Annotated in this window: 19 protein-coding genes; 11 read left to right on the top strand and 8 right to left on the bottom strand. The window is 57.3% G+C overall.

Annotated features, from left to right (window positions below):
- The first annotated feature begins 232 nt into the window (after positions 1–232).
- From ACFOLG_RS07545 to ACFOLG_RS07535, 3 genes are read left to right on the top strand one after another with little or no spacing between them, the layout of a single operon-like run.
- A complete protein-coding gene (locus ACFOLG_RS07545; RefSeq protein WP_386090276.1) occupies positions 233–1180 on the top strand; it encodes a DUF4007 family protein in 948 nt (315 codons plus the stop codon).
- A complete protein-coding gene (locus ACFOLG_RS07540; RefSeq protein WP_386090274.1) occupies positions 1173–4508 on the top strand; it encodes an ATP-binding protein in 3336 nt (1111 codons plus the stop codon). Before ACFOLG_RS07545 ends, ACFOLG_RS07540 begins: the two co-directional genes overlap by 8 nt.
- Positions 4501–5343, top strand: a complete 843-nt coding sequence (locus ACFOLG_RS07535) for a phosphoadenosine phosphosulfate reductase domain-containing protein (RefSeq protein ID WP_386090272.1) — start codon at positions 4501–4503, stop codon at positions 5341–5343. Before ACFOLG_RS07540 ends, ACFOLG_RS07535 begins: the two co-directional genes overlap by 8 nt.
- 1 nt (position 5344) lies before the next feature.
- On the opposite strand, the gene ACFOLG_RS07530 is transcribed toward ACFOLG_RS07535, so the two are convergent.
- From ACFOLG_RS07530 to ACFOLG_RS07505, 6 genes are read right to left on the bottom strand one after another with little or no spacing between them, the layout of a single operon-like run.
- Positions 5345–6427, bottom strand: coding sequence for a hypothetical protein (locus ACFOLG_RS07530; RefSeq protein WP_386090270.1), 1083 nt, complete (start codon positions 6425–6427; stop codon positions 5345–5347).
- A 2-nt stretch (positions 6428–6429) separates the two neighbouring features.
- Complete coding sequence (locus ACFOLG_RS07525; protein WP_386090268.1) at positions 6430–8193, bottom strand: ATP-binding protein; 1764 nt, start codon at positions 8191–8193, stop codon at positions 6430–6432.
- A gap of 8 nt (positions 8194–8201) precedes the next feature.
- Entirely contained in the window at positions 8202–9791 is a 1590-nt protein-coding gene (locus ACFOLG_RS07520) for a DEAD/DEAH box helicase (RefSeq protein WP_386090266.1), read from the bottom strand.
- A gap of 46 nt (positions 9792–9837) precedes the next feature.
- Positions 9838–15231, bottom strand: coding sequence for an FtsK/SpoIIIE domain-containing protein (locus tag ACFOLG_RS07515; protein WP_386090264.1), 5394 nt, complete (start codon positions 15229–15231; stop codon positions 9838–9840).
- Positions 15231–16760, bottom strand: a complete 1530-nt coding sequence (locus tag ACFOLG_RS07510) for a hypothetical protein (RefSeq protein ID WP_386090262.1) — start codon at positions 16758–16760, stop codon at positions 15231–15233. The genes ACFOLG_RS07515 and ACFOLG_RS07510 overlap by 1 nt, the downstream gene beginning before the upstream one ends.
- Positions 16760–18652, bottom strand: coding sequence for a hypothetical protein (locus tag ACFOLG_RS07505; RefSeq protein ID WP_386090259.1), 1893 nt, complete (start codon positions 18650–18652; stop codon positions 16760–16762). Before ACFOLG_RS07505 ends, ACFOLG_RS07510 begins: the two co-directional genes overlap by 1 nt.
- A 653-nt stretch (positions 18653–19305) precedes the next feature.
- On the opposite strand from ACFOLG_RS07505, the gene ACFOLG_RS07500 reads away from it, so the two are divergent.
- The 5 genes from ACFOLG_RS07500 to ACFOLG_RS07480 all read left to right on the top strand — a co-directional run bounded on the left by ACFOLG_RS07500 (position 19306) and on the right by ACFOLG_RS07480 (position 22929).
- Positions 19306–19761 carry a hypothetical protein gene (locus ACFOLG_RS07500; protein WP_386090256.1) on the top strand — a complete coding sequence of 152 codons (456 nt, stop codon included), beginning with the start codon at positions 19306–19308 and terminating at the stop codon, positions 19759–19761.
- Between the two features lie 105 nt (positions 19762–19866).
- Positions 19867–20835, top strand: coding sequence for a DUF932 domain-containing protein (locus ACFOLG_RS07495; RefSeq protein ID WP_386090254.1), 969 nt, complete (start codon positions 19867–19869; stop codon positions 20833–20835).
- 115 nt (positions 20836–20950) lie between these two features.
- On the top strand, positions 20951–21898 hold the full coding sequence (locus ACFOLG_RS07490; RefSeq protein ID WP_386090251.1) for a hypothetical protein: 948 nt from the start codon (positions 20951–20953) through the stop codon (positions 21896–21898).
- 102 nt (positions 21899–22000) lie between these two features.
- Positions 22001–22303, top strand: a complete 303-nt coding sequence (locus ACFOLG_RS07485) for a hypothetical protein (RefSeq protein WP_386090249.1) — start codon at positions 22001–22003, stop codon at positions 22301–22303.
- Entirely contained in the window at positions 22303–22929 is a 627-nt protein-coding gene (locus ACFOLG_RS07480; protein WP_386090246.1) for a hypothetical protein, read from the top strand. The genes ACFOLG_RS07485 and ACFOLG_RS07480 overlap by 1 nt, the downstream gene beginning before the upstream one ends.
- On the opposite strand, the gene ACFOLG_RS07475 is transcribed toward ACFOLG_RS07480, so the two are convergent.
- Entirely contained in the window at positions 22930–23277 is a 348-nt protein-coding gene (locus tag ACFOLG_RS07475) for a helix-turn-helix domain-containing protein (protein WP_386090244.1), read from the bottom strand.
- A gap of 160 nt (positions 23278–23437) precedes the next feature.
- Between ACFOLG_RS07475 and ACFOLG_RS07470 the strand changes: the two genes are divergently transcribed.
- From ACFOLG_RS07470 to ACFOLG_RS07460, 3 genes are all read left to right on the top strand, one after another.
- The gene (locus ACFOLG_RS07470; RefSeq protein ID WP_386090241.1) at positions 23438–23779 is read left to right on the top strand and encodes a hypothetical protein; all 342 of its coding nucleotides are present in this window, start codon (positions 23438–23440) and stop codon (positions 23777–23779) included.
- Between the two features lie 76 nt (positions 23780–23855).
- Complete coding sequence (locus ACFOLG_RS07465) at positions 23856–24224, top strand: hypothetical protein (protein ID WP_386090239.1); 369 nt, start codon at positions 23856–23858, stop codon at positions 24222–24224.
- Positions 24225–24268: 44 nt separating this feature from the next.
- Positions 24269–24616, top strand: a complete 348-nt coding sequence (locus tag ACFOLG_RS07460; RefSeq protein WP_386090237.1) for a hypothetical protein — start codon at positions 24269–24271, stop codon at positions 24614–24616.
- 508 nt (positions 24617–25124) lie between these two features.
- Here ACFOLG_RS07460 and ACFOLG_RS07455 read toward each other — a convergent pair.
- Complete coding sequence (locus tag ACFOLG_RS07455) at positions 25125–26285, bottom strand: YagK/YfjJ domain-containing protein (RefSeq protein WP_386090235.1); 1161 nt, start codon at positions 26283–26285, stop codon at positions 25125–25127.
- Between the last annotated feature and the right edge of the window lie 385 nt (positions 26286–26670).

Here is a 26670-nt window from a genome sequence, read left to right as displayed (position 1 = left end):
TCCAGATAAACGTGTGAAAACATGCTGGGCTGAGCCCAAGAGAAAGCAGTACGGATAGCGTCAACAGAAATTAGAGCATGCAGCCCCGTGAAGATTCTTTTGTTTTCAGCCAGTTATGCTTGGGCATTACACGACACACGCATTGAGCCACGCTCAAATATGCCATAGGAGTTCTCATTGTCATAGAAAAGAGTGCCAGAATCGCGTCCTCCGAACTGGTGGAGTCCACCAGTTGGAGCACATTTACCTTATAATGCAGGGCATGACTGCACAAATACACTCAGGGGTTCGTGTGCACTTCTCAGGCCACGAAACCTTTCCGCTTCGACAGATGTGGCTTAAAAAAGCTTTTGACCGAGCCACAAGTGGGGGAAGCATTCCTAAAGCTGCCTTTTCGGACGCGGACGCCATCGCGGCCTTTGGAGTCGGCAAGAATATGGTGGCCTCTATCAAGCATTGGGCGCTAGCGTGTGGCCTAATGACCGAAGCAGGTCCAAATGAGTTCAGGATTAACAAGCTCGCAACCGAAATCCTTCGTGACGGAGGATTGGACCCCTATGCGGAAAATCCAGCGACCGCGTGGCTCGTACACTGGCAACTAGCCGGGAAATGTATCCGATCGACAACATGGTATTGGCTGTTCAACCATGTGACTGCCCCTACCTTCACCCGCCAAGAGCTCGAAGAACCCTTGGCTCACTACGCCCGCAAAATCGATCTAAAGCACAGGCTCTCAACCTCGACGATTTCACGTGACTTAGAGACGTGCCTGCGAAGCTACGCACCACGCGCAGCAGGAGGCTCTCCGGAAGATTTCGCCGAGCCCTTGCTTGGTGAATTGGGGCTATTACAAGAGGTTCACAAAGGCCAATACGCCTTCCGGCGGGGACCTAAGTCATCGCTACATGACGGTGTCTTCGCCTATGCCTTGGTTGATTTCTGGGATAGCCAAGCCGATGGACAAAGCTCGTTAGCTTTCGAGGCAGTAGCGTATGCGGAAGGCTCCCCAGGACGTGTCTTCAAGCTCGATGAGGAGTCAATTGCCCAACGGTTAATCGGGCTTGCTGATTTCACCGGGGGAAAGATCGTGTGGACCGATTCGGCGGGCCTGCGGCAGGTTCACCGTAAGCCCATGTCCAAAGAAGACTGCAAAGAACTAATCAGGCGCGCTTATGACTGACACGAAGGAACAGGTGCTCTCGGACATCGTCCAAATTTCGCGCCAATACCAGCGATCTATCCGGCTCGACGCGGACATCGGCCGTGCCGACGCGCTCGCAGGCTACATCTGCCATGCGACGGCAGCTTCGGTTGTCGATGGCATGTGCAAACAGCTTGCTAACACCAATCAACGCAGCTTCACTTGGACAGGACCTTTCGGAGGAGGCAAATCGTCGTTGGCCGTAGCATTAGCTAGCGCGCTGCATTCTGACCTAACTCTCCGGGCTCTTGCACGCGAAGCCCTATGCTTGGATTCCAAGTCCGCCTTTGACAAAGCCTTCCCAGTTAACACTGGCTGGCTGCTCGTACCAGTGGTAGGTCGTCGCGGAAGCGTTGTAGCTGAGCTTGGGGCCTCCATCCGGCAAGCCCAGGGCAAGAGCGTCGATGGCCGTAACAAGCCGAGTGCCCTAAGCGTCATCGCCGAACTTCTCCAAGAAGCAAAGGACCGACCGCAAGACGGCGTATTGGTCATCATCGATGAGATGGGCAAGTTCCTGGAGGCCTCCGCATTGGGCTCAGGAGACGATGTCTACTTCTTCCAAGAGCTCGCCGAAGCTGCAGCACGCTCCGAAGGACGCTTGGTAGTCGTGGGGGTACTACACCAATCTTTCGCCCAGTATTCCGCCCGGCTCGGCATCGACACTCGAGATGATTGGGCCAAAGTCCAAGGACGGTTCGTCGATCTCCCCTTCGTCGCAGCCAGCGACGAGGTCGTAGAGCTCATCGGCCGGGCGATCGAAACCAAGACACGACCTGACTGGATGCTTGACGCATCCAAGTCCATCGCAGAAGCCATCCGTTCCCGCCGGCCCGCAGTGGGGCAAGATTTCGCTAAAGCACTCTACGCCTGCTGGCCTCTGCACCCAGCAATGGCAGCACTGTTGGGCCCGATCTCCAAACGACAGTTCGGCCAGAATGAGCGCAGTACCTTCGGGTTTCTGTCATCAGTCGAGCCGCATGGCTTCCGCTCCTATTTGGACTCGACAGCCGTTAGCCAGGCTGCTTGGTATCAGCCAGGAGATTACTGGAACTACCTGCGGGCGAACTTGGAACCAGCAATCCTCGCCTCCCCTGATGGGCATCGCTGGTCGCAAGCCGTAGAGGCCGTCGAGCGGGCCGAAGCGAAATCAGGTGACCCCCTTCTGGTCGCCCTGATCAAAAACATTGCCGTCATCGATCTCTTTCGCAATGGCTCAGGCCTTGCGGCCGACGCGGCAGTACTAGGGGCACTCTTCTACGACAAGACTAGTGAAGAGCTCGACGCCGCCCTCCAAAAGCTCTCGACTCTGAAAGTCGCAATCTACAAAAGCTACACGGGAGCTTGGTCAGTATTCGAAGGTAGCGACTTTGACATCGATGCCGCTATCGCCCAGGCCTTGGCGAGCTCGCCAGGTATCGATTTTGGTCGTCTGTCTCAGCTCATGGGACTGCATCCAGTCGTAGCTAAGCGCCACTACCACGAAACGGGCTCGATGCGGTGGATGGAATTATTGCTGTGCAGCATTGAACAGGCCGAAAAGCTGGTTGCGAACTACCACCCCCACAAGGGTGAGTTCGGCATGTTCGTCCTAGCACTGCCTAACCGCGGCATGAGTCTGCATGAGGCCCGAAATCGGGCGCGACTCTGCTCCAAACTGCGCCCGTGGCCAATTATGGTCGGCATCCCTACAAACCATACTCGCATTGCCGAACTGTCCGCCGAGCTAGTTGCTTTGGAACAGGTCAAGGATCGCCACGAACTCTCCGGGGATGCCGTCGCCCGCCGCGAGGTCTACGCGCGCTTGGCAGCGACTCGGGCTGAGTTGGAAGATCAGCTCCAAGCCGCGGTGTCGCTGGCAAACTGGCATGACGGTAGCGACCAAATCATCGAGTCAGGCACAAAGCTGTCACCCGTGGCTTCCGAGCTCGCTGACGCTCTATTCAGCTCCTGCCCTCCGGTTTGGAGCGAACTGGTCAACCGCGACAGTATTTCTAGCAATAGCGTCAAGGCTCGCCGCGACCTGCTGCATGCGATGGTCGACTCGGAAGGCCTAGAGGCCTTGGGCTTCGAAGGCTTTCCCGCAGAGCGCGGGCTCTACGAGACGCTACTTAAGAGCACGGAGCTACATCGTCAGGACACCATAGGAACCTGGCGTTGCCAAGCACCGGGCGATGGCAAGGCGGAAGGGTTTGCCAACCTATGGCAAGCCACCCGGAATCTATTCTCTGATGCCAACGCCCTGGTTAGTGCAGACTCAATCTACAAATTGTGGAGTGCGCCGCCCTTCGGAATGAAGCAAGGGATCCAGCCCGTAGTCTTGACGGCCTTCTTGCTAGCCCACAAGGCGAATATCGCCGTCTACAAAGACGGGATGTTCGTACCGCGGTTCACTGATGCCGATATCGATGAGTGCCTGCAAGATCCCCGCCGCTTCTCAATGCGCTGGGTGGCCATCGACGAAGATAAAAGCCGCATCCTCGAAGGTATCGCCAAACTGTTGGCCGAGATCGGAGAGAGCGCTGGAGCCGCCGATCCGCTGGAGGCTGCCCGCGGCCTAGTGGCCATGGTCTTCAATCTGCCAGAGTGGGCCCGCAGGACACAGCGTATCGGCGAAACTGCCAAGGCGATGCGCGACATGCTCTTAAAGGCCAGCGACCCACACAAGGTGTTGTTCGTCGACCTAGCGTCGCTTCTGAACGCAGAGGATGGCGAGTCCTACGTGAGTGCCTTGCGTGCACCACTGCAGGAGCTTGCCGGAGCCTATGGAAAGATGTTGGCGACGGTCGAAGCCAAGATGCTCGAAGCCCTTGATGCGTCCCGTGAAGACTTGGAGTCCCTGCGCGACCGGGCCAAAGCAGTCGCCGGAGTTTCGGGCGATCTGCGGCTTGACGCCTTCGCGACGCGTCTTTCTGGGCTCGATGAGAGCCGCACCGCGCTTGAAGGCATCCTAAGCCTTGCCGCCGAGAAGCCGCCGCGTGAATGGGTCGACCGCCACATAGACGCCGTGAACCTAGAACTGGCTAAATTCGCTCGCCGCTTTCGAGAGGCGGAGGCCTTCGTCGCCGTTCAAGGCCGCAAGGCACACAGCGAGGCCATCGCCGTAGTCATTGGCACGGGCTCAGATACTAAGACGATCTCTCGCTCATTCTCGATCGACGAGCGCCACCGCAAGACGGTGGAATCTAAAGCAGAAGAGGTTACCTTGCTGCTCTCAGGCCAAGGACTTGGAACTGAAGTGCTACTGGCAATCCTCGCCAAGGCTGGGATGAAGCTAGCATCGAACGACAAGGAGACTTCTAATGACTGATAGGCACGTCTTGGGATTATCAGGAGGCAAGGACAGTGCAGCCCTGGCAATCTATATGCGTGACCACCATCCAGAGCTGGATATCGACTACTTCTTTACCGATACCGGCGAAGAGCTGCCCGAGGTCCACGAGTTCTTGGGGCGCCTCGAAGGTTACTTGGGCAAGCCGATCGCTAGGCTCAATCCTCGACGCGACTTCAAGTTCTGGCTGCGTGAATATAACCACTTTCTGCCCAGCCCGCAGACACGCTGGTGCACCCGTATGCTCAAGCTTGCTCCGTTTGAGCAATGGGTGCGACCATGGCTTGCCGCTGGCGATAAAGTGAGCTCCTATGTGGCGATACGAGCTGACGAGGATTATCGAGAAGGCTATTCGTCAAAATCGGATAACCTTTTAGTGAAACTGCCATTTCGCGAAGCGGGCATCGACAAAGCCGGCGTGATCGACATCCTGGAAAACTCAGGCGTTGGGTACCCCAAGTATTACGAATGGCGCTCGCGCAGCGGCTGCACGTTCTGCTTCTTCCAGCAAAAGATCGAATGGGTCCGCCTGAGGGACAAGCACCCGAAGGCCTATGAGGCCGCAAAAGCGTTGGAGAAGGACGCTTTGGAGCATGGCTCTCCGTTCACATGGTCCAAGGGCGAATCCCTTTCCGACATGGAGCAACCCGAGCGTGTAGCCGAGATCGAGGCGGAATACGAAATCCGCCGCGCGCGCCTGCGCAAGAGCATCCCCATCAACCCGCTTCGGCCTGTGAAGGTCTGTCCGGATGACATCGACGACATCTACGGGGTGGATGAAGGCAATGGTTCCTGTGCGGTGTGTCATAAATAGGTCAAAGCAGGCTCAGATACTTCTCCAGATTGGAGACGGCGATGGACCGGGTCTGACCGGACGTCAGGACGGAGAAATCGTCCATCCGGATCGTGATCGTAGCCTTCTTGACCGAGCACAGGGTTTCCTGGGCCGCGTACTTGACGAACAGTTCGACCTGGTAGTCACCGAAGGGCCACTCATTTGCCTCGTACCCCGGGCGCTGAACTGGAACGAACAGAACTGACTGTTGGACCGAAGACTGGGGGGCGATCGCGAAATCTCCGAATGGATATCCCAGCCGTCGTCGCGTGGCGTATTCCTCCCCGGGCTTCTCGGGAATGACGCTTTCGGGGCGGTAACGCATCTCCCGTGTGGGAGACCACACACGCAGCAGAAACATCTCCACGATGGCCGTGGAGGCCCCACCGTTGACGACAGTGAGAGGAAGGACTAGCTCGAAGGCACGGTCCGAGAGCTGCACTGGGCCCGCTATTTCCACCACACTCCACAGGACTGCGCAGTTCGAGGTCAGGCGCTGGCTGACCGCATACGGATATGAAGCTGTGATCCCACTGAGCAACCATCCGTCGAACTCCTCACGCGGCATACGTTTTCCGCTTATCGCCGCCTGAAGCATGCGAGCGACGAGCTCGTAGATCAACGACTCGCGCAAGGGCAGTGGGAGCGGATCGATGGATTTCGCAGTCAGGTAGCGATCCACCTTCGTGATGGCCTGGTCGAGCAGGGCCAGTGTATCCATCGAAGTGGGGGTGGGCACCCCAACTCCATCGAAGGGGGCTTCATCCAAGACGGAGGCTGAGATCGGCCCAGCCAATATCAGCTGGTACTTGACTGCAGCGCGGGAGTCCTTGAGCTCTTTGCACCAAGCGACCACATCGCCTTTGCCGATCTGGTTCTTCGACGACTTGACTTGCTGAGCGCAGGTCGAACCATCGGCGTATTCCCAGTAGATGTCCACCTTGTCATTGTCGGAGTCAGGTTCGAGCGTGACAGCCGCCCATTGCTCGTCCGCCCAGAGCGAGTCGAGCAGACAGATGAGGGTCTGTACCGCAAACCCGCGGATCGCTTCGCGCCCGCCCATAGTTAATTCTCAATCTCAAAGAAGTCCATGGCCATTCGACCCCACTCAGAACGGTTTTCCTCCATGGCCCTTCGTAGCTGCCCGCTTGCCGCTTCATCCTCCATCCGAGCCCAGGCGGCGACAAGCGACAGGACCTGCCTAGCGTACTGAGCTTCCGGCCCTTCCTCCCCTCGAAGGACCTCAAAGATGCACGCGTGCACTGGATGACGCGTGTTCAGGGTAACCAATATGACGCCCCCGGCAGTGGAGACGTCGAAGATGTTGAAACCAGGCATGTCGGCGTGCCTGAAGCGGAATTTGATCTTTTTGCTGACATAGTCCACAGCGAGTAATTGAGCTTTCGCTTCCTCCACGCCGTCCTGGACAATGTCGGCGGTCAGCACCGATGCGCGTTCGCTTGCGGCTGCATGCTCCTCTTTGTCGCTTCGGCCGGTATCACCAACTCGTTCTCTGCGTCTCGTCACCGAGTCCGTGGCCGCTTTCTCAGCCTTGTTCTCGGCTCGCTCCTTCGTGGAGTCGATGCGCTCACCCTCTCGCATCTTGGCCACTTGCGCGCGCATGGACTTCAATAGCTTCTCGATCTCGCGGCTTATGCGGTACATGGCAAGCCGCGGGTCACGATCCTGCTCGAGCCTCTCCTGGTACTCCTTCGCGCTGAGACCTTCTTCAAATGCGTCTTCCTCGACACTCAAGTGTGTAAATCCCGTCGCAGACTGCTTGTTGTTGCTGACCCCAAAGACGTCATCCAAGCCTGGCTCGAACTGCACTTCAATCCCCCACCATCTCTCGCGTGTGTCATAAGAGTTCGTGAAGCTGTGGTTAAGCTCCAGCTCCCGCCTCGATCTCACGACAGAGATGCCCTGATTCCTTTGCGCGTGCTGACCAATGGCTTTACCACCTCCTTCACGCCGTGCCTCCGGCTTGCAGATTGAAGCCGTAATGGTCACGGGATGCTCCACCCCGCCGTGAGCCACGTTGAGGACCAGCGGCAGCCCAAAGGGCACGAAGGCCGGCACCTGATCAAAGGGCGCAGGGGCATTCGTTCCGGACATCAGATAGAGCGGATCGTTTGGCCGGACAAAACTTTGATAGATGGTCTCTTTGGTCTTGCTTTCATAGGCGGCGAGACGAATTCGAACAGACTTGTCGTTGATGAAGTGTCGGTACACACGCCCGCTGATGAATTCGGTGTGTCGCAGCAGAGTCGTACTTTGCTTCCAGGTAATGCGGTCCAACTTGCTCCAAACGACCAAGGTACCGTGCTGTTTGAGATCGCCAGCGATCAATGATCGCCACTCGGAGGGGATCTCAGAGGGTTGCGGTTCTGGAACTTCAATCATCTTGCCGTCTTGGACGTCCTGCACATCCAAGTACGCGTGATGAACCACCCCCTCTTGCCATGTCCAGACATCCACCCTCTTACATTGAGAGATCGAAGAGTTCGGCAAACCCATCCCGAACTTGCCGATCCCCTTCTGCTGAGCCTTGTCAAGACGTGATCCATTGCCGAATTGAAGGGCCTTTCTAAGTTGGCTAGGGCTCATGCCGCAGGCGTTGTCGTAGACCGCGATTCGAGAAATCTGGCGTCGCCCCTCGATCAGGACCTCGTCAATGCAGATGACCTCAACTTCGGTGCGGATTTCAGTCTCGTCTCCTGCTTGGATGGCGTTGTCGATGAGCTCTGCCAAGGCGTGGGCTGTGTCGCGATAACCCGAACTTCGCATCGCAGAGATGGACAGATTCTGAGGGATGATAGGAAAGGACACGTGGACTCCTAGATATTCAGCGTCGACCAAGTGCTCAGTGACTCCACCCAGCCGGCATCGGCTTGTGAGTCGGCTGCCACAATGAGTCTAAGGTTTGGAAGATCGGCCGCTCGGGCCTGGACAAGCCGCCCGATCGTGGATAGGAACGTTGCTCGAGACTTGCAGGGCGACGCCATCACGCATACGGACATGTCAGGAACGGAGATCCCGGAGAGCAAGAACCCGTGGACGCACAAGACCTTTTCCTCCTCTCTAGCAATGAATTTCTGAAGGGCAAGGGCGCGTGCTGCTGGAGTTTCCTCTGCGGTAATGGATCTTGCCTTCACACCCTGGACCGGCAGAAGGCCGGCAAACAGCCTCGCGTTCTCAGCTGTTGTCGCGTAAAAGATGATCCGTCCCTTACCTGCGGACTCCCTCTTCAAAATTTCCAGGAGGCGCTCGTTACGTTCAACGTTGTTGCTGAGCTCATGCACGTAGATGTGATCGAAGTCGAGCGAGTCGTCGTTGACTGGGAGCGGGGCGCTTGTGAAGGTGCTTGGAGACGAGGGACTTGTGAGATGCTCGACCGTGGCTTCAATGTCCGCGAAGTTACCCGCCTCGCGAAGCGACTGCAATTCGTCATCCGCCTCGACTGTTATGCAACCGCCCGAAAACACACTCTTCAAGGCATCCCGGGCAGGCCCTGGAGGAATGGCTGCACCAGATGCAGCCAGTATTCCCACAACACTTAATAGTCCACCTGCAGACATCCTTCCGATGATCTTTGCCCCAACAGGATGAACGACATTCTCCGCGTCTGCGATGACGACTACCGACGTGACGGATCCGAGCTTTTCGAGTGCCGGGTCCTCCTGGCTAAGTCGGAGAATATCAATGACTGCTATCGCCCCGCCAAGCTGATCCAAGTCACGCGTTGGGTGATCACCATAGAGCTGGAGGATGGTTGTGTCGCGCGAACCAAGTTGTCGCCATACCTCCTGCAACTCAAGGAAGGCCTCCTCACACATGGCTGTGCCTGGGGCCAGCCAGACGATCGATCTATCGTCGGCTTCCGAACGATAGAGATCGATTGCCGCTGTGGCGGCGAGCCGAAGCTTTCCGGCACCGAATGGCATGTGGACCAAAACGGAACTGGGCGGGTGAGCGATCGCTCGTCGCAGTTCGCGAAATGCGTGCAGTTGATGCGCATGGAGCTTGTGGGAGGCAACGGCTTTGTGGGATCCCTCGGATGCTTGAAGTGGTGCCTCAAAATCGTCACTCGCTACGCCATACCATCTTCCCAGGAGCTCCAAGTTGCCTGGCACTGCATCGAAGTCGGTGCCACGTAGAGTTTGGAGGGGGGAAATCACTGGTAGCTGAAGCAGTTGGCACAGTTCGATAGCCTCTGATTTTTCCAGTTTGGACAACAAAAGGTCTCGAATGCCCTTCGCCCTCAAGGCGCCACGTTTGCCGTGTATGCTCTCGATAAAGTACGCCAGCCCCGCCGGGCTGGTCGCATCAGGGCCCAGCTTGCTGAGTAACTCAATGGTCGAGGATCCTAGCAAGCTGGTGAGCGCGGGTGTCTCACTTCTGGCCAGGTGCTCAGCGAGTCGGGTCATCGCGCCCCCTCTAGTCGATCCCGAGGTCGACGGGGCTTCTTGGGAGTCAGGTGCTGGAGCCATTCGCTGATCTTGGGGAGTTATCAAGGGAAATCACCGCCACTGCAGCGGCGATGTCATCGTCAGATAGAAAGGGCGCTTGTGCATAGACGAGCCCCTGCTCCCCATTGAGCTTGGCAGCAAGGTGCCCACGGCCGAGCAGGAGCTCGGCGCCCGGTCGGTCGAGCGCGATCTTCGAGGTAGCTTCGCTGGACACTTTCAGAATCAAGCGATTGCCCAGGTTCTCGCGCAATTGCATCGGCATCACATCCTTATCGGGACGCTGGGCCGCGAAGATAAGATGGATGCCGGCCGCCCGAGCCTTGACTCCCAAGCGCTGAACGGCCGCGCTGACCGCTCCCTTGTATTCGTCGTCAAGCATCCAGTCGGCAAACTCGTCGTGAACCAAGAAGATCATCGGCAGTCGGTCTTCGACGGCTGCCTTGGCGTTGTAGGTCGCAAGATCCCGGGCCCGGGCCGGGGCGAACAGCCTATACCGGCTTTCCATCTCCTCAACCAATGCCGTCAGAACCTCCGTCGAGCGTTCTCTGGTCGTAATGATTGGCTCGCGCATGTGCGGTAGATCTTCCAAAGCGGCATAGTCGACGCCCATCTTGGGATCAATCAGAATGATCTGTGCCAAGTCTTTGGAGTTGGTTGCAGCAACATCCAAGAGCAATGCTTGAAGCAGCACAGACTTGCCGCTGCCCGTCGCTCCGGCAACCAAGGAGTGCGGCTCGTGCGACTGCAACCCACCGAACTCCTTACCGAGATTCAGATACAGGAGAGCCCCGTTGATTTCTTGCAAGCCCAGGATGAACGAGGTGTTGATGCCGGCGGCGTTGCGATTAAGCTCACGCCGAGCCCAGAGATCCCACATCGAGACGGATTGGCGCTTTTCACCGGCAATGGTCACCACGATTTCACCCGGCTTGGGCTGGACCGTAACGAGGTTGATGGCATGTGTCGTCAGAAGCTGAGTGCGCTTTGCCTCGATGTCTTCCACTCGAAGCTTGTCGGATCCGGCCAAGCGGACTAGACAGCCATTGGGCGTCAACCGCGTGCCAAGCACTACAGCTTGCAGGCCATACCCATTGAGAGCCGTTTTCAGCTTACGCGTCGTCTCCTCGGCCCACGCCTCACGCTCGTCCACAGCAGATGAACGGTCGGCCATTTTCGTTTGAACCAGAGCGCCAAGATTCAAGCCGGCGCTTGAAAGCACTTGCTGGTTGGATGGCGGAGCCGCTTCCACCGTCGCCTCCACAATTGAAGGCTCAACCACGGCAGACTCCCTGGCGGGAACTTCCACGGCTTGCACCTCGTCCGCCATATCGGCGATCGGTCCCAGTTGCTCCATCATGGCCGTCCACGCGACCCGAGGCGCCGGAGATTTGACCTCAGAGGAGCTCCACGGGTGATCTGGACCAAGACGCGAGCGCACCAGGGCCGGATCGGATCCATTGGCGTAGCCGCAGATCAATTCACGCAGTTCTCCACGCTCGAAGACTTCTTGAAGGGCTTGCAGGCCACCGGCATCGGAGATGGCAATTTGTTCCGAAGCAGGCTGAGTGGCACCCGGCTCCGCCGAATGGACGAACACATGGGAATACCCGCGCAAGGAAATGCCTGCCTCACCGTCGCGGACCTTGGCCCTGACTCGTTCCAGCAACGGCGTACAGCCCGGGGGAATGTCCGCATCCAAAAGCATGTCGGCCAGGCGCGCGAGCCAGACGTCGCGATCCAAACGACCTGGGTCTCCGAACAGGGCGGCTTGAAAGGTCGACAAGGTCGCCAGAAGCTGGGCCTTCGATGAACGCTTGGCCTCTGCAGCACTGAGATGCGAGACGTATTTGGATTCGACGATCGCGATATGCAGGCGTGGGCCATCTTCGCCCTCCTCCACACATAGGCCGAGGATATCGGCGATGCGGCTCTCTTTTTGGGACAGCCAATCAGCATAATCGTCGAGCAAGAAGAAGACGCTGAAAGCCTGTCGGCTCCCAGTCAAGGATTTGAACTCCTGTTCGAGTAAATGGCGGCTGAGAACCAAGCCGATCATCTCGCCGGCAGAGACGCCCCGCTTGGCAGCCCGAAGAACGATATCGCCTGAGATGGACAAGGCATCTTTCTTCATCCGATCAGCCAGGACTACCGTTTGATCAGCATCCAGAGGCAGAGCCAGCCCATCGAGGCGACGTTTAACCAAGACTCCGAGCAAGCGCAGTTCCGAAGTGGAACTTACGATCATATTGCGGCCATTGGTGCTCGCTCTGCGGTAGCGGACGACGGTCACCTTATTGGCTTGAAGCTGCCGTTTGTCGAGCAGCTCGTCGTAGGTGGCAACCCACTCGGCCAAAGCATGCGCATCGTCGAGCATCCCTCTAATCGCCTCGTCCTGCAACGAGATTTGTCGCGCAGGCAGAAAACGGACATTGGCAGGCGGATCGGTCCGGCGAACGACGGCTCCAACTGCTCCGACATACTCCCAGCCGGATGCGGTCTGCCTCGGGCAAGTCAGGAACGTAGTTGATTTAAGCTCGTTCTCCCCCGAGACACTACGGTAGGACCAACGCGAAGGCGCGTGCTCCAAGGTCGGTCGCTCGTTCGTCCAATCCACTTGGACCCACTCGACGGCCGCCGTGCGGGAAACCACGTCATGCAGGAAAGCGACATCAAACGGGCGGAATTCATTTGCCGATCGAGCCGGAGTGGCCGACGGAGGGATCACCGAAATTCGTAGCTTGGACATGAAATTGTCCGAGGTCTCGCTCACGACCGGAAGGTCAGGGTCATCTCCCGATTTGTTGACCAGTTCTGCATAGACCCGACGCAGCTTGGCTTGGTCTCTGTGGCGAACGGAGACATTGCACTGAAAATCGGCTTCTGTGTTCAAATTGGAGAGCTCGCGAACTGCTGCAAGCGGGAGCTCCGCAGCATCAGCGTTGTAGAGCAAGACGCTTAGGTTCGCGCCCTCGTGTGGCTGCAAACCGACATACCGTTCAAGCAATTCCCTTATCTGTTTCGCCGCCGCAGCTGGATCGACGTCAGAAAATTGGTCCTCAGTGCCGCGCTCGGGGGATTCAAGCAAGCTGTAACCGTTAACCGTGCTGGTCTCCGAGACAAGATGCGGGGTTACACCACGCATCACGACACCGATTTCGGGATAGAACGGATGAGCGAGCTCTTCGGAGAATTCACGGAAGAAAATTCCGCGGTCCCCAAACAGGACATCCTTGCCGCCAAGCATATGAGTTACTAGGCCGGCGACTCGCCTGGTTTTGACGGCCAAAGCCTTCATGCGCTCAGGATGCCAAGGCGGAATGATCAGGCAAGGCTGAGCACCAGAAAGCCTGACGGTCCCGATCGAGAGCACCTCGGAGACCAAATTGGCGCGACAAACATCGCCTCGCGCATGCTCCGACAAGGTCCTTAGCAGAGTCCCAAAGGATTCAGCCTGTTTCAGGACAGCCTCGCCATGCAGGCCATAGGAGATGAAGTCGTCCAAGGCCTCGATGTAATCTTCTTCGAAGACATTCCAAGCGGCGCGGATTTCGTTTCTTTGCTCCGCGGAAAGGCGCCCGTCTGTCGCCAGCTCTTCGATGCGGCGTTTGATCTCGGCGCGCAGGCTGCGCAGTTTGTTCGGTGGAGGCACGAGCGAGCCGGCGTCGCGCGAGTAGCTCGCCTCCAAAGAGGAGGTATCCAGAAGGGAAACGCTTTGCACCCCACCCTTCTTGCTAACGAGACGTCGAGGCACCTCTGCGCATCCGACCGCCCCTTTTTCCTTGAGCCGGGCCATGTCGGCGGCTAAAGACAGACCGATCGACTCCGGACGATACGACCAAAGAAGCTGGGTCTTGTCCAAAATCTCCGTCGCAGCCCCCTTGCGCTCGATCAAAGCAACCTCGAACTTGATCTGGAGGGCCAGCTTGGCCAGCGATGTGGAGGTTTTCAGCTTGTCGCCGCGAATCTCCTTTTCTTTTGCGATGAACGACGGGTGCTCGAACAGCGGATCGGGCAGACTGCCCGACCCCATGCGCTCGATGATCCACTCGACCTTGTTTCCCATGAGCTCCTTCAAGCCTCGGTGCATCACCGAGAAATAGGCGCCGACGTCTCGGTTGAAACGCTCACGCCACTCGGTGCGTCCCTTGGAAACCGTCAATCGAAGGGCGCGCTCGCCTTTCGGCTCATCCGCCCCGGCGACCAGGCGTTGGGCCGCAGTCGCAAAGCCTTCTAGAAAGTCGTGGCAATCAATCGGCTTACCAAAGATCGCCTTTTCCCACCTTGAGAGCAGCTTGGGAGCGTGCTCGATGTAGCGGCGATGCAGCTCGAAGAACGCCTCATCCTCCTCATTCGTTTCGGATCGACGCTCGCGGGCCTTGAATTCTTCAAGATGCTTGCGCCAACGATCCTCGAGAACATCAGCCTCTTCGCAGTCATGGTCGAAAAAGTGGATCGTGGAATCAGCGAGTCCCCTTTGCTTTTCCCGTGGCTTGTCGAAGATGAAGTGAACGCCATCGATTTCCCATTCCAGCAGGGCGATGGCCTGAGCGGTTGGCTCGTCGCCGGCAGGAGCGTTGATGAACGCCTCCATAGCGACTCGGGCATGATCTTGAATGGATGCCGCGTTCTCTTCCAAGAGCAGCAGCATCTCGGCAGCTTCAAGGGGCTGACCATTGGGCTTGAGCCTAGATAGAAGCGGGTAGCGATTGACGAATAATTTATCGAAAGCCTTGCGCCATGGTCCCGCGGCGGTCCCGTAGGTCCTCGCGCTCGAGAAGAAGGATGTATCCCGAGGAAGTCCAACTGCGGGCAGAGCCCAGCCAATCGACTCGCGGATTGGCTGGCCTTGCGTCGTATTCGCCTCGCTCACCAAGGCGCAGAAGCTGCCAATCTGGTGCAAGCTGAGGTCAAACGAGGACATCATTCCCTTCAAGGCCGCCAAGAAGATCTTTCTGTCCTCAGGAGCAGGAGCGATGCCGGTTACATGACAGGTTGCCTCAACCCAGCAGTCCTCGTTGGCACGAAACTCCTTGGCCCCCAGCGCCGTAACATGGCCTAGTGTGTCAGCGAGATTATGCTCGTTGCCGTTGGCGGTAAGCAGCGCCTCCTTTTCGGTTCCGGAATTGCGCACGGCCCCCGCGTTCTGAGTGGTGAGGACGCTTTCAGGAAGCCCCTCGCCTTCGACCAAGGTCGAGGGAATGCGCAAGTCGACCCGAGCCGAGAGCTCCGGATTGGCAAGAATCGCTTTGACCACCGACGCAATCTGCCCCGAGGAAAGCTTGTCCAGGCGAAAGAGCGCAGAGGAGTCTGGAAGCTGCCCGTCGCTTTGGCGGCTATCCGCGATGCGACGTTGGAGGATGTCGGCGCCAACGCGCCCGACGATGCGATCAGGGACCATCAATTCTTTCCTTCGCTGGCGAACGGATTCTCGACGAACGAGCAAGAGTCCGAGAGCCTTCTAACCAATCCAAGCCCAAGCAGGCGGGCTTCGAGATTCGAGCGGTTTTCGCTGAGCGCCTCTTGATCGACCAAATTCTGTTTGACCAGATGCGCACCTTCCGCATCACCGATGACGATGCCGTAACGCCGACGCAGCTCGTGCAGGAATTCGTCGAACTGCATGCGTTCGTCGACCACGGTAATCACGAGGGTTTTCAGTAGGCGATCATTCGGGGCGTAGCGGTTGCCGCGCGCGAGGCGGCGCGAACTCAGACCAATGGACTTAGACCACATCGAGTGGATCTTCCCGAAATGTTGGTCATGCCGGTTCTTGGCCTTTTCTACGAGATTGCGCACCAGTTCGTCGCCGCGCAGGCGCTCATAGTCGTCATCATCATCGCGACTGGCCGGGGGCCACTGGAAGCGCTCGCGCATCAGCTTCAAACACTCCCCCTCGGGATCCGAAGATTCGAGCGCGACAGCCCATTCGGGTTCGAGCTTGATCGATTCGATGAAGGAGACCACGGCGCGCTCGGAAACGGCTTGATGCGCTTGATAGGACTTACCGGAGAGCGATCGAACTTTGGTTCGTTCCCGAGAGATGATCTCGCAGACCATCTCAACCGGCTCGTCGTCGCCGCTATGAGCCTTGGCGCACTCGAGGAAATACAGGAGCAGGTTGAGGCCGGCGCTGGCGATCAGATGCTCCAAGGCGTCATAGATCGGAATGTCGCGGGACAAGATCGCGAGCCAGTCATCGCACATCCGGTCGAAACGCGGATGCGTTTTGTAGGGCAAATAACGTTGGCCGATGGTCTTCGTCGCCTCGGCATGCTGGGGCTCGCCTTGCAGGACCTTGACCAGCCGGTTCATCGGCGCACTGGCGTCAAACAGCCTCTCAACCAGCTTTTTGCCCAATTCCCGGCCATTCGAGGCTCGGCTGAGCATCAAATACAGCAGTTCGCCAGTCCGCGCGAAGAAGCGGCGGTCATTAGAGGCCCCGCCGGAATCAATGCGCAGATCCTCATAGAGCGCATCCGGGCCAAATGGAAAGACGAATTTGGAGCTCCAACGCTTATTGCTGCGGGCCTCAAAGGAAGATGAGCGAAGCAACTCCAAGGCCTTGGCGAAATCATCAAACTTCAGAAACGACTTGCGCAGATACTCCATGTCCAAGTCGTCGCGACCTGTCGCATCCTGTTTGAACAACTCCATCCAGTCACGCCATTTGTCTTCGTCCGGGTCCCCCCGCTCCCTGACCGTCTCAACATACGGATTATTGAACAGAAGCCCTCGAAGCCTGATTTGCTGTTGGGGTACGTAGCGCACATCGGCGGCGCGATCGTTCGCCAGCGGATTGGCCCGATTCGCTCCCAGAACACTGAGAAATTCGAGAACCGTGAGGTGCGGAAGCTGCTCATCGTAGAGGCGGTGCCCCCAAATATGTTCGTCGACGGTGAAGTCGACCTTTTCGATATTCAGAGGCATCAGGCGATCCTTATCGTCGACGGGCGGGTGAAGCCGTGACCGTCCTTTTCGATTTCGATGAAATTCAAGGTCAGAGCTCCCTCCTCTGCAGAGCCTTCCTCATCGTCATCGGCAGTCAGAAGCGAGCGCAGTCGCTCGGCTTTGCGCAACAGCTTGGCCTTGAAGGCGAGAAGATCCTCTAAGCACTCATTGGAAAAGCTTCCCGGCAAAGCGCCTTCGGCAACCCGGCAAAGGAATTCGAAGCGCACAGGCGAGAGAGTGAATTGCGCCCCGGAGCCAGGAGCATGTCCGAGGATGATGTCGAGAGCTGGCCGATCCGTCTGCGGATCCAGCTTGATGGCCATGCCGAGGCCGCCCTGACGTCGCGCCGTCGTTTGCGTGTCGCACAGAACACTGATCCGTGATTGGGTGAAGCCGCCAGAGCTGGCGACAAAAATCCGGTCTGAGTTTTCCAGCAACAGACCAGTCATGACGCGATTCAATCCGCGGACCAAGCGGGCTCGAATCGTTTCGCTGACTGCCTTGCGCTCGAATAGGGACTCGGAAAGCTCCAAGTAGTCGCCGGCATAGCGGAAAGCCGTCATGTCCCAGTAATGGTAATCCGGCTCATTTTCCGGCAACGTGAAAAAGAGCCGACGCCGTTGCGCCGCCACATGACTCAGGAAGTCTTCCTGGCCCCCATCAATGCGCGCGGCCTCGTCACCTTCAAGGTAATGTTGCTGAGCCGCGAGGTAGGCGGCAGTTGCCCCATAGACGGGGTCCGAGCCGACAAATTTTTGGAAGGCTTCGGACAATTTCGCGTCGTCGGCTCCATAGACCAAGAGGCCGTCCGAGCCGTTTGAGGTTTCCTCTCCGATACCGAAGGTGGAAAACGCCTTAAAGACCGAGCGGTCCATCGCCCTTCGGCGAGGAAGGTTCGCGCCGAAGGCATTGTCGTACAGGCTGCCCTTTTCAACCGCGGCAGCCGATTGGATGCGGCCGACCTCGGAACAAGACATCAGGTCTTCTTTAGCGTCCGGGTGCCCGAGAATGATGTTGGAAACCAAAGCCAGCAGATCGCGAACTGGGAGGTGCCAGCCATTCAGGCGGGAGGTTTCGACTAGATCGCCCAGCCGATCCGCGAAGCGTACGCCATTGACCGATCCCATCAGCCGATTTCGATTCTCGAAGATCGGGCAGATGCGCCCTTCGGCCTGCAGCGCGCAGCGCTTGCAGTTCTCCCATTCAGGATGATCGGCCACCGCCGAAATCACTTCTTCAAGAGATTGCCGATGCGCCGTGCGGCTCAGATCGTAGAGGGCCAGGCGTTCAGGAAGGCCGCCTGAGAGGAGGAATGCCTCTTGGATCGGCTTACGCAACGGATGCACCCTGCTTTGACGAATGCCAAGGTCGCGCAGGCGTTCGAGGATCTGTCCGTGGTTAGTGGCGATCACCGCGAACTTGGCGTTTTCCTCTCCGAGTACGGAGCGCTCCAGCAGATCCAAAACAGCATCGCTTTGCTCGTCGTTGAGTTCACTCAGATCCTTCACAAAAACGGCGCTACGGCCATTGGCCAAATCCAGCGTCTTGACCAAGTCCGGCGCCGACCATTCCTTCGCGGTGCCTCCGAGCGACATCCAGAGGCTGCGACAGTGGTAGGTCTTTCCATCTCCGGCCGTGCCCGCGATAAGAATGGATCCAAGAGCCCCCGAAGCCGCCCGCTGCTGCATCGCCTCCAAATGGGGGCTGGTCAAAGTAATCGGCTGGACTTTGGCCCGACTCAACGCACCGGCCACATATTCGTCGAACAAGTTCAGGTTGTTCGGTGTTGGTCCATATGAGCGCAGAAATCGAATCCACGAACTTGCGGGAGGGCTGATGGGGCCTTGGTCTTGAGTTATAGAACTTTCCATGGCTGAATCCGATTCGCGTGATTGAACAAAGCAGCACGGCTCCCGCTTGATAAGCAAGAGCTAGATTAATTCCGCACCGCCGCAATGCGAACCGCATTATAACTATAAGTTGCCTATGTGATGGCGATGTACTTCGCTGCCCCCTGCAACAGTCCAGCCCCATCCTAATAGAAAATCCCTACTGGAAAGCGAGGACTAAGTCCGGACCGTTCAAGCCTTTCCAGAGCTTTCCTGTACAACAGGCGTAGCGCCAAAAAACAGGAAAATAGTCGATTTGGCTGACAACGAAGAGCTCGGGTAACTGGCGTTCCAGCATCACCGGTCGCACATCTTGAATTCCAGTAGGTGCGGTGGACCGACGACCGAGCGCGGCTCGACTTGCCCAGCCGGCAAGTTGAATGGCGGCCACAACCCCGTGGCGGGACAACACTGAATCCGTCGAATTTTCAACCACATATGACGATGGAGCGCGGAGGAATGCCACCGCTTCTGGAGCACTCGTTCACCTTTTGTCCTCTCCATGGAGTCATCATGATATCGACCAACTCCCCCCTCGAATACTTACTCGCATTCGCTTTGATCTTTCTGATTGGCGCACTCTGGGGTCATTTGCGCTGCAGCAACCGTGACGCTCACCAGAAGGAGCAGACGGCATGCTAACAACCTGCCCACATTGCAAATCCCCACAAGTGGTGACCCGTAACCACGCGCGTAAGGTTGGCGGCACCATCGGTGCCATCGCTGGCGCGGCCAGCGGCTTTTCCGCTGCCATGAAAGGCGCGCGCATCGGCGGTACGCTCGGTGGCCGGATCGGCCTCATTGCCGGCCCTTCCGGCGCAGCCCTGGGCTCCGTCGCAGGAGCCATCCTCGGAGGCCTACTGGGCGGGACGACCGGCTGCTCGGCCGGTGCAGCCCTAGGTGAGTTGATCGACGATAAGGTTCTGCACAACTACCGCTGCCTGGACTGCGGGTATACATTCGGAGAGGCATCGGCCGGATATCGTACCCGCCAGTCTCCATCCTTCGACGAATCCGATACGGGTGGGTACGGAGCCCATCCCTTCGACCTGTCCGAAGACGACGAGCCGCTTCCGCTGCCTCACGGCTAACCCCGGCGGCTCATCCGCCACCTTCCTTCGTACCGCCCTTTCTCTCTCTCATCAGCCCGGCTCTTGCCGGGCTATATGCATTCGTCTTTCCAAAGGAGCAATCACATGGCTCACCTCGTCGAAACCATGGCCTACGTCGGCGACACCCCGTGGCACGGCCTAGGTAACCAATTGTCTGAACATCAACCTATCGAAGTCTGGCAGCGTGAAGCCGGCATGAACTGGAGCATCGAGTCATCTGATGTTCGGTTCGTCACTGGCACAGGCAACATCGGCGCTATCCACGCTTTTCCCGATCAGAAAGTTTTGTACCGCTCCGACACCAAGGAGCCCTTGTCAGTCGTCTCCGCGCGCTATCAGGTCGTGCAGCCCTTGGAGATATTGGAGTTCTACCGTGATTTGACCGAAGTCGGTGGTTTCGAGCTGGAAACCGCCGGGGTGCTCAAGAACGGCCGCAAGCTTTTTGCACTCGCCAAGACGGGCCAGAGCGCGGCACTCAAGAGCAAGGACACCGTGAACGGTTACCTGCTGCTCGCCACCGCCTGCGACGGGACGCTGGCAACCACCGCGCAGTTCACGAGTGTGCGTGTGGTCTGCAATAACACGCTACAGATTGCCTTGGGTGATGGCACTGGCGCCGTCAAGGTGCCGCATCGCAGCCAGTTCGACGCGCAAGCGGTCAAGCGACAGCTTGGTATCGCCATCTCATCGTGGGATGCCTTCATAGCGCGGACCAAGGCGCTCGCCGAGCGCAAGGTGTCCGACTCGGCCGCCGAAGCGTTCCTGCGGCGTGTGCTCAACTATTCGACCCCAAACGTTGCGGATCGCGACGCACTCGCAGTCAACGAACGCGCGATCAAGGCAGTCGGCCAGCTCTACGCCGGCCGTGGCAAAGGAGCGGATCTGGCGTCTGCCTCCGGTACCGCATGGGGTCTGCTCAATGCGGTGACCGAGTACGCAGATCACCATCGCCGCGCCCGCAGCAACGACCACCGTCGTGATGCCGCATGGTTTGGCGCAGGTGCGACGCTCAAGCAGAAAGCGTGGGATGAAGCACTCAAGCTCGTGGTATAGCCGTCCCTCCCTTCTTCCCTTACATGTCGGCCCGGTCGAGTTCGCCCACTGGGCCGCATCATTTTCTGGAGGTTACTTGAGAACCCTCGAACCCACTGCTAGGCGGGATGGAGGAATGATCGGCGTGAACCGCTGGACGTGGATACTAGCGGCCGGTGCGACCGGCACCGCACTCTGCCTGTCGGTGCTGTCCGGCTGGCAGCGCGGCGGTTCGATGGAGGAACGGCTGGTGTGGGTAGCGCTCGGGATCGTTCTGATCGCCAGTGCGCACCTGTTGCCTGCCCTGATCCGTGATGCTCCCGTCATCATGCGTGCGGTGGGCGGTGCGCTATGGCTTGTCTGTGTAACCGCTGCCTGCTATGGCCACGCGAGCTTCTTCTTGCTCGCCCAGCGTCACGCCGGGGAACTGCGGGCCGCGTCCGTTCCTGTAAGCACCCTCGCATCAACCGGTCGCAGCCTCACGGCAGCCATGGAGAAACGGGCCGATGTTGTCGCACGGCTGGCGGCGGTCAACGCACAGCGCTGTTCCGGTAATTGCACAACGCTGAAAGCCCGTCGCATCACGCTTGCCGCCAAGCGCGATGCACTGGACGCCGAAGCCGACGATATTCGACGTCGTCAGGCAGCGGATGACAGGGCCGTGACCCGACGCGATACCCTGGCGACCGATCCAGTCACGGAGAGACTCGCAGCGCTACTCGGCACGACCGTCACGCGAGTCGATCTGTTGTCGGGTCTCACCTTCGCGGCGGTACTGGAAGGCGTTGCCTGCCTGCTGTGGACGATCGCGCTGCAGCCTCGGTCAGCGCTGGGGATCACGGCAGTCGTACCCCCAGTCACGGCGGGGCATGAAGCGAACGGTAGTCACGCGTCGGATAGCGCTCCAGTCATGCCGTTACCGGCAGACACATCGTCCGATCCTGAGGTTACGCAGCTCGTGCGAGACATCGCCGCCGGGCGAGTCCGCCCGACCGTCGCCGACATCCGCCGTCACCTTGGCTGCTCGCAAGCCCGCGCGACTGCCTTGCGTCGTCAACTCGCCCCGGCCAACCCGACGGCATAAACCGGGCATCCGCCCGACGCTCGTCTTTCCCTTCTTCCCACCTGACGTTACTGCATCCGGCCTCGTCGGAGGCCGGTGCTCGTCTCTATTCAGGAGCACTACATGACGGATTACTCCGTACCCGCACTACCCCGGCCACGCCTGCCCCTCGGCCGCCTGCTGGCCACACCCGCCGCGCTCAGCGCCCTGCAGACAGTTGACGTCTTGATCTTTGCACTGGTTAACCGCCACGCCTTTGGCGATTGGGGCGACGTGTCGGACGAAGACCGACAGCACAACGATCTTGCTGCCGTTGCCGGTGAGCGCGTGCTATCCAGCTACTCGCTGCCAAACGGACAGAAGGTCTGGATCATCACCGAATGGGATCGCTCAATCACGACCGTCCTGTTGCCGGAGGATTACTGATGGGTGCGCTGATCCAGAAATTTCATCCCGCCTTGCGCCTCGGCCGGCAGCTCACGGTGGCCGCATCTGGCAAGCCGCTCCTTAGCCGGCAGGGCGAGTGGGATGGTGGCAGCACTCTGCATGGCGCGGCCATGGCGCTTGCACTGCTGGGCAGGCTGTCCAATCCGGCCGAGGTCTGGCGGTGTCGGGGCGGCCCCGAAAGCCGCTTCTGGAATCGCGCCTGGCCGCATTACCTGCACGGCCTAACACTATCGGAGCTGACGGCCTTCATTTGGGAGCTGAACTGTGGCGTGCAGCCGGTTACCACCAAGGGCAATGCAGCGGTGGTGCTGCGTTTCTGCACGCAGGAACTGGCTAAGGGCTGGCCGGTGATCGTTGGCTGGCACAGCCGACAGCAGGCGCATGCGGTGCTGTTGGTCGGCATCGAGGGGCGACAGCTTGCCCGGCGCTTTGCACCTCACGCGATGCTGTTGCTTGACCCGGCCGAGGCCGAACCGGGACTGGTCGGTTTCAACGCTCGGCTGGAACTTGGCAAGAGCAAGCGACCGACCTACGTCACTTCGACGGCAACGTATCCAGTATTGATCGAAGGCACCATGTCGATCCGGCTATCCCGCCCACCGTAATCAACGCAACCGGCGGCGCTTGATCTCAGGCGGCGTGGCGGCATTCGCCCGACGTTCCCCGCTTGGTGCGCGCGGAATATCGGTCATCGACGCAAACAGTTCCGCCAGGCTGATCCCGATCGCGTGGCAAATATCTGCCAATGTCTCAATGGACGGATTGGCCACGCCTCTCTCGATCGACGAGATATACGTCCGGTCGACGTGCGCCTCGAAGGCCAGTGTCTCCTGCGACTTGTCGACGGCATGCCGGCACTCCTTGATGCGTTTACCCAGGGCAACTGAGATCGGGGCCGGACGGTCGGAAGGAGTGTTTGAGCGCTTGGCAGTCATGGCATGCAGGATGCCCACCTGATGACTGATTATCGACGCTATAGACTCGCCATTTACTGTCGTCTTTACTCTACAATAACGCGCATGCTGCATGCAATGACGGTGAGACAGTCCCATCCAGATTGGGTCTACCTCGGCCCATTCGGATCGTAACCAAATCATCACCGGGAGAAACCCTATGAATCTGTGGCATTACGAGAAGAACGGTCAGCGCTTGGGTGGCGTGATGACCGGCGACATTAGCACCCTTGTCGAAAAATGCGACATCGATGGCGCGACGAGGGTGTGCCCCCTGGATACCGGACTGGACCCCACCCGCGCAGACAGAACTAGCGCAACTCCTGCGAAGCGCCACTTTTCGTCAGCGCTGCCTGAACTCTTCCTCATGGATCTCGAAACAAAGGATTCCGTCCGTGTTAGGAGGCGTGCTGCTGAAGACACTGGTTACCACATCCTGATCATGCCGCTGCATTCGGATCTACTGTCGGCTATCAGTCGCGGCGAGTTGAAGATCCATTGATTCCCACAACCCACACAACCCATTTCACAACCGGCTTAAACCGCTCTCTACGACGTTTCTTTCAATGAGGACTCTCATGCGCAAAACCATCATCGTCATCGCTCTCTCCCTGTCGTCCACTGCGGCATTCGCAGTCTCCACTTGTGACACCATGCCGACAAAAAACCAACAGAACGACTGTTGGTCAGCAATGATCGGTAGTGATCTGCAAGAAGCTGATGAATATGCTTTCGCGGTACAGAAATCGCACAAGGTTCCTGCATCTGTAAAACGGAAGGTGAAAGAAAAACGCCAAGCCATTTCGACGGACGCTAATAATCAATGCAAGAAAGACGACCTGGGCTACCCAGAGAACTCGTGTTACATCGAGCAAATCCAGAAGTTCAAAGACTTTACTTACAAAGAAACCGCGAAGTTCGGCGTGCCAGACAAGCGACTGGATTGAAATCAGAAACCTTCAAACTTCACCATCTATTAAGGGAAAACATCATGAAAAAGCTCATCTTCGCTCTTATCCTCGCAGCAATTGGTTCACAGTCTTACGCGATGCGAAACTCGATCTGCGAGCAGAAGTCCGACCAGCGCGAATACAATCAGTGCTATGACCTGGCAATCAACGGCGGCCTGGCTCGTATGAAAGGCAACTACAACCGCATCATGGCGTCTGGCAATGTGCCTAAGAGCGAGAAGGACTATATTCCCAAGAACCACCAGAAGTGGCTCAAGGAGGTCGAGAAGCGCTGTGGCAATGACAGCGTCTGTTTCTACGATAACCTCAGCGAGCGTAACTTTGAGATCGAGCGATACATGGGCAAGTACAACATCGCACCGATGTAAGCCCGTGTGGCATAACGAGGAGAGTGGGCGTTACGTCCACTCTCATCTATGTCGCTTGTTTTTTTCGTTTTGTTGCGGCAAAGATTTTATCATCAGTCAGTCCCTTACTTTCATTTCGATCCGTTTAGGTTCCTGGATTAGAAATGGACGTTAACTGGTACGGTTCGATTCATTAGCCGTTTCACTTGGTCTTTGAAACCGTCTTTCGAGTAACGAACCTACTCGGGGCTGACGAGCGCTTAAACACGAAAATCATTTAAAATCAGTTACTTACGAACAACTTGGATTTATACAATCCGAGTGCGGAAGCCCTGCCACAACATCTTATCGATCAATTGCACCCGAATGGTTCGCAAGCCGGTAAATGGGCTTTCAAGGCCACCAGCGCATCAAATATTGCAGTGACCAGCCCGGGTGCAAGCCTTGGCAACCACGGCCGCACCCGGTGAACAAGACCCTACGTAAGCCATTGATTACAAAAAGAGGGAGAAAAAACGGATATCCATGTTCAGCATGCAGGACGCTGGTTGTCAGCCCCCACGAAGCTCCTCGTGCGTGGACGCCCCCCAGCTCCCTTGCGCTGCCGGCGCGTGAATACGCACTGAAAGAGGCGGCATTTCGGATAGGGCACGACGTGGACAATCTGGCTCATCTTGCAAAAATACCCCATTGCATGGAGTAACTTGCCTCGTTTATCAGAGTCCCGACGGTCAACCAGCCCGAGGGCCCAATTATCGCCATACTCGCTCTTCTTTCGATTACAGTTTTCGAAATAGCCACGACCTTCAGTAATCACATCTCGCCAATATTCCCCTGACTTCTGCGCATAGTACTCATGCTTCTGAACGTAGGCACCATCGAAGAACAACATAACGTGCATGTGATAGCCAGCCAGGCGAGTGTACTCAATGCGCCAAACATAACCGACCAAATGCCTGAACAAGGAAGGTTTGCCTTTCATGTTTCCAAAGAATCGATCACGATCCTTCTGAACTTCCTCCAATGTGACGCGACCTTCGATCGCTCCTGGCATAGTAATATCGGCCCCAGTCAGATAATCAGCTAGATCACGCTCTTTCCGCCTCACAGCCTCACCAAGCGCCCCCTGCAACTCCTCTTCAGTAAACGTCGCCTTGTGGTAATCGAAGTCCAGGCGGATAACCATCAAGCGCGCATAATCCTTGAAAAGCTTGGCCTCAAATTCAGCCATCCGCTTCCTGCTTAGTTCGAACTTCCGATTCCAATCAATAAGCTTCTTCTTCAACTTCGTTGCTGCAGCTTCGCATCGCATCGTCGTAATGAAATCATTGAACAGCGCAGAATCGAAACCATACGGGTCAACTTGATCGAGAGTAAGCACATGATCTTTAATCGAATGCTTACGATACTGCTCAAAGAAGAATGCAATCAAGGGAGAAAACGTGTACCCACTCGAATAGAGCTGACCGTAACGGTTCAGTTGTTCGATATGCATTCCCAAAGGGGAGATTCTCTTCTTCGCAGAAATGCCACTCACTCCCTTGGGTTCGCTATAAAACAGCAAGTCCTTGTAGAGCACCAGATCCATGAATTTCATCAGGTCCAGCACTCCATTCATGAAATATGGCAAGGTGTAATCTGTGCCTTTCGTCTTGATCACATACAGGTTGATGTCAGCGTTCGTTTCCATAATTTTCGATCATTGATATTCACTCAATTAGCCACAGGCATTGAGTGATGATGTATTTTCAATCAGCCATCAATCCACATAGTGGTTGTCCGTAGATCAGGTCTATCGATCACCCATAGATTAATTTCCCTATCAAGTATGGGCTGATACAGGCGTATTTGACTCTGAAAATAGCTACTGAGGCATAGCCATCTAATGAGATAGAAATACCACTCAATAGATACAGAACCTCTTAACCAATAGAGATATAGGAATATCTATCTTACTAATAACCAGAACTACTTCGCCCAAGAAAAGGCCAGATGAATCGCCCCTCCTTTCCTAGACACCTCAAGAGCCTCACACTAGGCCCTACAAGGAGGTGTCATGAGCAGGCAGCGTTTCC

Source organism: Vogesella facilis (genome assembly GCF_042648525.1).
Lineage (GTDB): Bacteria > Pseudomonadota > Gammaproteobacteria > Burkholderiales > Chromobacteriaceae > Vogesella > Vogesella facilis.
This window is presented reverse-complemented; position numbering and strand designations above follow the sequence as displayed.

What these genes read in the sequence shown, in the direction of transcription:
- ACFOLG_RS07540 (WP_386090274.1), top strand. Translation starts at nt 1,173, where the DNA reads ATGACTGACACGAAGGAACAGGTGCTCTCGGACATCGTCCAAATTTCG.
- ACFOLG_RS07535 (WP_386090272.1), top strand. Translation starts at nt 4,501, where the DNA reads ATGACTGATAGGCACGTCTTGGGATTATCAGGAGGCAAGGACAGTGCA.
- ACFOLG_RS07530 (WP_386090270.1), bottom strand. Translation starts at nt 6,427, where the DNA reads ATGGGCGGGCGCGAAGCGATCCGCGGGTTTGCGGTACAGACCCTCATC.
- ACFOLG_RS07520 (WP_386090266.1), bottom strand. Translation starts at nt 9,791, where the DNA reads ATGACCCGACTCGCTGAGCACCTGGCCAGAAGTGAGACACCCGCGCTC.
- ACFOLG_RS07515 (WP_386090264.1), bottom strand. Translation starts at nt 15,231, where the DNA reads ATGGTCCCTGATCGCATCGTCGGGCGCGTTGGCGCCGACATCCTCCAA.
- ACFOLG_RS07510 (WP_386090262.1), bottom strand. Translation starts at nt 16,760, where the DNA reads ATGCCTCTGAATATCGAAAAGGTCGACTTCACCGTCGACGAACATATT.
- ACFOLG_RS07505 (WP_386090259.1), bottom strand. Translation starts at nt 18,652, where the DNA reads ATGGAAAGTTCTATAACTCAAGACCAAGGCCCCATCAGCCCTCCCGCA.
- ACFOLG_RS07500 (WP_386090256.1), top strand. Translation starts at nt 19,306, where the DNA reads ATGCTAACAACCTGCCCACATTGCAAATCCCCACAAGTGGTGACCCGT.
- ACFOLG_RS07495 (WP_386090254.1), top strand. Translation starts at nt 19,867, where the DNA reads ATGGCTCACCTCGTCGAAACCATGGCCTACGTCGGCGACACCCCGTGG.
- ACFOLG_RS07490 (WP_386090251.1), top strand. Translation starts at nt 20,951, where the DNA reads ATGATCGGCGTGAACCGCTGGACGTGGATACTAGCGGCCGGTGCGACC.
- ACFOLG_RS07485 (WP_386090249.1), top strand. Translation starts at nt 22,001, where the DNA reads ATGACGGATTACTCCGTACCCGCACTACCCCGGCCACGCCTGCCCCTC.
- ACFOLG_RS07480 (WP_386090246.1), top strand. Translation starts at nt 22,303, where the DNA reads ATGGGTGCGCTGATCCAGAAATTTCATCCCGCCTTGCGCCTCGGCCGG.
- ACFOLG_RS07470 (WP_386090241.1), top strand. Translation starts at nt 23,438, where the DNA reads ATGAATCTGTGGCATTACGAGAAGAACGGTCAGCGCTTGGGTGGCGTG.
- ACFOLG_RS07465 (WP_386090239.1), top strand. Translation starts at nt 23,856, where the DNA reads ATGCGCAAAACCATCATCGTCATCGCTCTCTCCCTGTCGTCCACTGCG.
- ACFOLG_RS07460 (WP_386090237.1), top strand. Translation starts at nt 24,269, where the DNA reads ATGAAAAAGCTCATCTTCGCTCTTATCCTCGCAGCAATTGGTTCACAG.
- ACFOLG_RS07455 (WP_386090235.1), bottom strand. Translation starts at nt 26,285, where the DNA reads ATGGAAACGAACGCTGACATCAACCTGTATGTGATCAAGACGAAAGGC.